The organism is Methylobacterium litchii (assembly GCF_038442315.1).
Classification (GTDB): Bacteria; Pseudomonadota; Alphaproteobacteria; order Rhizobiales; family Beijerinckiaceae; genus Methylobacterium; species Methylobacterium litchii.
This window is the reverse complement of record NZ_JBBXMY010000039.1, coordinates 1-4,964: the sequence shown is the minus strand read 5'-3', so window position 1 is coordinate 4,964 and position 4,964 is coordinate 1. Positions and strand designations below refer to the sequence as shown.

Sequence of the window (4,964 nt, the reverse complement as noted above, 5' to 3'; positions counted from 1 at the left end):
CTGGGGACCGCCGCGCAAGCGTCCCTCGAAGCTGCACGCCGACAAGGCCTACGACCACCGCCGCTGTCGTCAGGCGCTGACCCGCCGGCGCATCCAGCCTCGCATCGCCCGGCGCGGGATCGAGAGCGGCCAGCGGCTGGGACGTCGCAGGTGGGTCGTCGAGCGGACCCTGGCGTGGTTCGCCCAGTTCCGTCGCCTCGCCATCCGCTACGAGCGGCGAGCCGACATCCATCTCGCCTTCTCCGCGCTGGCCGCAGCCGTCATCGTCTGGCGCTTCATCGAACGATGGTTTTGTTAGGCGCTCTTAGCCGGCCTCGGCGATAGGCAACGATCTTTTCAATCGGCCATGTCATCCGGCTGTCGCGTCCGGGATAGGCTGGAGTGACGCGTTTCATCTGCGGAATGCCTGCTGTCGTGGCGGCGGCCCGTAGGAGTTCGTACTCCTACGGGCCGCGGATGAACCCGGTCGTGCGAGACCGTGCCATCGCCGCGCCAGCCCATTCCCAGTACGTGCGCGCCTGCATCGACTCGATGAGGTGCTGCAACAAGTCTGCCGTGGGACCTGATGACGTACTCCAATGACCCCGTCCTCGCCGCGCGATCACGCCAGGTTCGCTTGTGAAGTACATGACCTTGAACCCGGCCACGCCCGCGTAGCGCACCCGATAAGGTTCGGAGGAAATGTTGCGCCCGTGTGCGGCAAGAATGCGCAGGGCTGCATCGCGCAGCGTTGGCCGAACGATGCCTGGAAGCGCTTTTAGATGGCTGGCGTAGCAGGCAGGCATATGGGGTCCTCGCGCTGGGACTCCTCTTCAGATCACCTGGATCCGTGAAAAGGTCGAAGGCCGAGTAGCTTTAATTAAGGATGCCGATTTGTGATCGCGCAGCCCATCCAAGATGGTGAAGCCTGTGCGCGGATCGTGGCGCACCTGCCGCACGACCACCTGATAGGCGGATGCTTGGCCGTCCGACAGCGACAATCTCGGGGCGGTATCCCGGTTCCCCTCGGCGCGCCCATTACGCCAAGCTTTCTCCCACCTCCGATTGACGGGGCCCTATATACCAGGAAGGCGGGTCGGCTCTGCGATCGTTACGGCGTTGTTCTCGGCACGGTAAGCACGGGCGGCGGCGTAGGCGGGGCGGCGCGCCCGCATGATCGAGCCGAGGGGCCGATGTGCGGCAAAGCCCGTCCAGGGGTTGAAAGCCAAGCGGTCCTCCACCTGCTGGCGCAAGGCGTCGGACCATGTCTCCTGAGGGAGCGCGGTAATGCGCGCGACCGGGCGATAAGGGCTCTCGTCCTCCGGCCACATCGCGGCAGCGTCTTCGATCGGCATGGAGTCTAGGTTTGTTGCCAATTGTACACGCAACTCCCAGACGGCCGGGTGATCCCTGAAGTGGGCTGCGACGGACTCGCGGATGCCGTCGGGTCGGCTGGCGAGGTCGATCGCCTGCTTCGAGAGGGCAACGAGTTCGGGCGAGACGGGCGAGATCGCCAGCTTGGCGAAGTAGTCGCCGTGGAGAAGTGCGGCTTGCGAATAAAAACTGTCGTCGAGTAGATGCGTCTCGGCCTGCCCCGCCAGGGTCGTCAACGTGGCCGACTTCAGGCCGACCTTCTCCAACGCCACCTCGGCCGCGCGTGACACGGCCGAGAGTCCGATCTTGACGGGCTCGGCGCGGCCCGTGGTGGCAGCCAGCGGCCGCAACTGACGCAGTAACCCCCGGGCGTCGCCGATCTGGAACGAGGGGGAGTTGCCAAACACATAGTTCTGCGTGGTCTCATCTTCGCTGCCCGGCAACCGTGCGCCAGGTACATTCAACACTTTGAGGGCGACCCCACGTGGGGTGGATACCTTGTCGTCCAAGATGTCGCCCGGTGTCGTACTGAAGCGGAGGATCGCCTCATAGACACCCGGCGTCGCGAACAGCCCCTGCGCGAGCTGCGGCGAGAGCCCCGGCAGGACCTCGAAGCGCGCCAGCAGGTAGCCATGCGCCTTGGCATGTACGGAGCGATAGGCGTGGCCGGTATCGGCATGGGTTTTTCGCTGGATCGCGAGCATCAACTCGGTGAGGCCGCGTTGCGTCTCCGCCTCGTCCTCGGCGATGGTTTCGTAGGCGGGGTCGAAACGAAGCGGAGCGAGCGTATGGGCCATGGGGCATGGACCTCTAGCTGATGGAGCCGGCTGTTCGCAGTCGTGGTTGGCGAAGACGACGGAACGGTCGCCGTGGCTCCGCTGTCGTGCTCGGTGGACGAGGCCATTTCAGCCGTCGCCGCTAGGGCAACTGTTTCAGCGTGGACTTTGGATCCGGGTGCGGCGCCATGGTCTACCGGCTGGCCTCAAACTATGGATCGAGAGTTCCAATTTGCGATAACAGTCTACCTTCTTGCCACGCCTCAGCCTTGCCCTCCCGTTCGTCCAGCAGCGCGATCCTCGCTCGGATGGGGCGGCCGTCATTCGAACCTCGATGTCCCTTAACCTTGCCCCCTGTTTGACCTTGCCCCCTGTTTGCCCCCGTTCATAACCAGAGTCCGTTCTGGTTTTGGTCCTGTTTGGACCGGGTTGCAAACGCGTTCGGGGTGAGCCCACCGAGGCTCGTGTGCGGGCGGCAGGTGTTGTAGTCGATCCGCCACGCCTCAATGATGGTCCGGGCCGCTGGCAGGCTCCGGAACAGATGCTCGTTCAGGCACTCGTCGCGCAAGCGTCCGTTTGAGCTTTCAACGAAGCCGTTCTGCTGCGGCTTTCCGGGGGCGATGTAGTGCTACTCGACCGCACGCTCTTCCTGCCAGCGCAGGATGGCGTGCGAGGTCAGTTCGGTGCCGTTGTCGGAGACGATCATCAGCGGCTTGCCGCGGCTGGCGATGATCCGGTCGAGTTCACGTGCAACGCGATGGCCGGACAGCGACGTGTCGACCACCAGCGCCAGGCACTCCCGCGTGCAGTCGTCGACCACGACGAGGATGCGGAAGCGCCGCCCGTCGTCGAGCGTGTCGGAGACGAAGTCGAGGCTCCAGCGCTGGTTCGGCTCCTGCGGCACGGCGGCGGGGGCCCGCGTGCCAAGGGCTCGTTTGCGCCCACCGCGCCTGCGCACCGACAGCCGCTCCTCCCGGTAGAGACGGAAGAGCTTCTTGTGGTTCAGTGTGAGGCCCTCCCGCCGCAGCAGGATCAGCAGACGTCGGTAGCCGAACCGGCGGCGCTCGCCGGCCAAGCTGTGCAGACGTACCCGCACGGCCGCATCGTCACCTCGCGTCGAGGCATAGCGGTACGTCTTCGGCTCAAGGCCGATCAGCCCGCACGCACGACGCTGCGAGTAGCCCTTCTCTTCGATGGCCCAGCTCACGGCCGTTCTCCGTGCGCCGGGCGTCAGAAGTTTTTTCCCAGTGCCTCACGCAGCGTCGCCACGTCGAGCATCGCTTCGGCCAGGAGCTTCTTGAGCTTACGGTTCTCCTCGTCGAGCGCTTTCAGGCGGCGCGCGTCCGAGACCTCCATACCGCCGAAGCGCGAGCGCCACGTGTAGAACGTCGCGTCGCTGATGCCGTGGCGGCGGCAAATCTCAGCCACCGGAAGCCCGGCCTGCTGCTCCTTCAGGATGCCGATGATCTGCTCTTCGCTGAACCGGCTCTTCTTCATCGTCCGTCTCCTGATCGACGGACCCTAGCTTCAGTACGAGGGCAGACCAGGGGGCAAGGTCACCGAGTGTCCACGGAGATGCAAGGCCGTTCTGGGCTCGGCCTGGAGGCTCAACGGCAGGCAGTGGCCACCTTCCTTCACAACGGCCATCGAACCGTCCTAGCCGAATTCGTCGAAATCGAGAGCGGCAGCCGCAACGATCGGCCAGAGTTGCAGAGGGCCTTAGCGCTCTGCCGCCTGCAGAACGCAACCCTGGTGATTGCCAAGCTCGATCGCCTGTCACGCGATGCGCACTTCCTGCTCGGTCTACAGAAGACCGGTGCCCGGTTCGTTGCCACAGATATGCCGGAGGCGAACGAAATGGTCGTGGGCATCATGGCGGTCATCGCACAGGCCGAGCGGGAGATGATCTCTAAGCGGACTCGGGAAGCCCTCGCGGCCAAACGCGCCTTCTATGCTGCACTCTCTGATGCCGAACTCGCCGCTCTAAAGGCGGCTGGCAAGGCTACGCAGTTGGGCAACCCTACGCACCTCGGCAAACAGGATCTCGGCCGGGTCTTGGGTCGTGCGCGGCAGCAAGAGATTGCGAACAGCCGGGCAGCTGACCTAGCTCCTATCATCGCCGACATCAGGGCAACTGGTGCCACATCCCTGCGGGCAATGGCGGCGGGCCTAAACGATCGAGGCATCCCGGCCGCGCGTGGCGGTTCCTGGGGTGCCTCTCAGGTTCAAAAGGTCATCGCGAGAATAACCGCTTAGTGGCCCAATACCGCCGAACCTGAGCCGCCGACGAAAGATTCCTTTACGATTTCCAAAATCCTTAGGATGGCGTGTGCCATAGCTTCGGCTTCCGTCTCGCCGACGTTTGTGTCTGGCAGTATTGCCACGGTCTCCGCTGCTTCGCCGCGCTCCTGGCCAACGATCAGCTGCAATGTCTTTCCGGCCTCGCGGCCTTCAGCGCGGATCAGCGCCACGAAGTGGCCTACGGCTGCGCCGTAGACCTGCAACGGCGTGAAGGCGTCGATGGTCTGGGGAGCGTCAGCGACTGCGCGGCCGAGGGGGAGGCGGATTACGTTTGTCATGAGCGGACTATTGCACAACGACGACTGGAATGCTGCCAAGCCACGATTGTGTTTTTCCAGCGTGTGCAACGTGCCGTGGTAAGGGCTTAGGTTCCCATCGGGCAGCTTCGGCCCAATGCTGGGCGTCTGCTAAGAGGCTCTAACAAAACCGGGTTTGGCGCGTTGAGTGAAGATGGCGAGACCGCTCCTTCCCGATGGCCTGTGGGCCGAGATCGCACCGCTGCTGCCGCCTGAACGGGCCAAGCCGAAGGGCGGT

At 64.3% G+C, this 4,964-nt stretch carries 6 protein-coding genes and 2 pseudogenes; 3 read left to right on the top strand and 5 right to left on the bottom strand.

The window, feature by feature from the left end:
- On the top strand, positions 1-298 hold a 298-nt coding region (locus tag AAHF99_RS26980; protein WP_342167407.1), incomplete at its 5' end, for a transposase.
- 145 nt (positions 299-443) lie between these two features.
- On the opposite strand, the gene AAHF99_RS26975 is transcribed toward AAHF99_RS26980, so the two are convergent.
- From AAHF99_RS26975 to AAHF99_RS26960, 4 genes and pseudogenes are all read right to left on the bottom strand, one after another.
- Entirely contained in the window at positions 444-785 is a 342-nt protein-coding gene (locus tag AAHF99_RS26975; protein ID WP_342167406.1) for a hypothetical protein, read from the bottom strand.
- A 27-nt stretch (positions 786-812) separates the two neighbouring features.
- Positions 813-980: a hypothetical protein gene (locus AAHF99_RS26970; protein ID WP_342167405.1), complete on the bottom strand. Its 168-nt coding sequence runs from the start codon at positions 978-980 to the stop codon at positions 813-815.
- Between the two features lie 75 nt (positions 981-1,055).
- Complete coding sequence (locus AAHF99_RS26965) at positions 1,056-2,150, bottom strand: catalase family protein (RefSeq protein WP_342167404.1); 1,095 nt, start codon at positions 2,148-2,150, stop codon at positions 1,056-1,058.
- A 364-nt stretch (positions 2,151-2,514) separates the two neighbouring features.
- Positions 2,515-3,626, bottom strand: a pseudogene (locus tag AAHF99_RS26960) (IS3 family transposase).
- Between the two features lie 66 nt (positions 3,627-3,692).
- Between AAHF99_RS26960 and AAHF99_RS26955 the strand changes: the two are divergent.
- Positions 3,693-4,385, top strand: a complete 693-nt coding sequence (locus tag AAHF99_RS26955) for a recombinase family protein (protein WP_342167403.1) — start codon at positions 3,693-3,695, stop codon at positions 4,383-4,385.
- On the opposite strand, the gene AAHF99_RS26950 is transcribed toward AAHF99_RS26955, so the two are convergent.
- On the bottom strand, positions 4,382-4,708 hold the full coding sequence (locus AAHF99_RS26950; protein WP_342167402.1) for a hypothetical protein: 327 nt from the start codon (positions 4,706-4,708) through the stop codon (positions 4,382-4,384). The two genes, AAHF99_RS26955 and AAHF99_RS26950, sit on opposite strands and share 4 nt — an antisense overlap.
- A 172-nt stretch (positions 4,709-4,880) precedes the next feature.
- Here AAHF99_RS26950 and AAHF99_RS26945 point away from each other — a divergent pair.
- Positions 4,881-4,964 (top strand): annotated as a pseudogene (locus AAHF99_RS26945) (IS5/IS1182 family transposase); the annotation flags it as partial.

Excerpts from the sequence above, each read along its gene's own strand:
- AAHF99_RS26965 (WP_342167404.1), bottom strand. The coding sequence starts at position 2,150 with ATGGCCCATACGCTCGCTCCGCTTCGTTTCGACCCCGCCTACGAAACC.
- AAHF99_RS26975 (WP_342167406.1), bottom strand. The coding sequence starts at position 785 with ATGCCTGCCTGCTACGCCAGCCATCTAAAAGCGCTTCCAGGCATCGTT.
- AAHF99_RS26950 (WP_342167402.1), bottom strand. The coding sequence starts at position 4,708 with ATGACAAACGTAATCCGCCTCCCCCTCGGCCGCGCAGTCGCTGACGCT.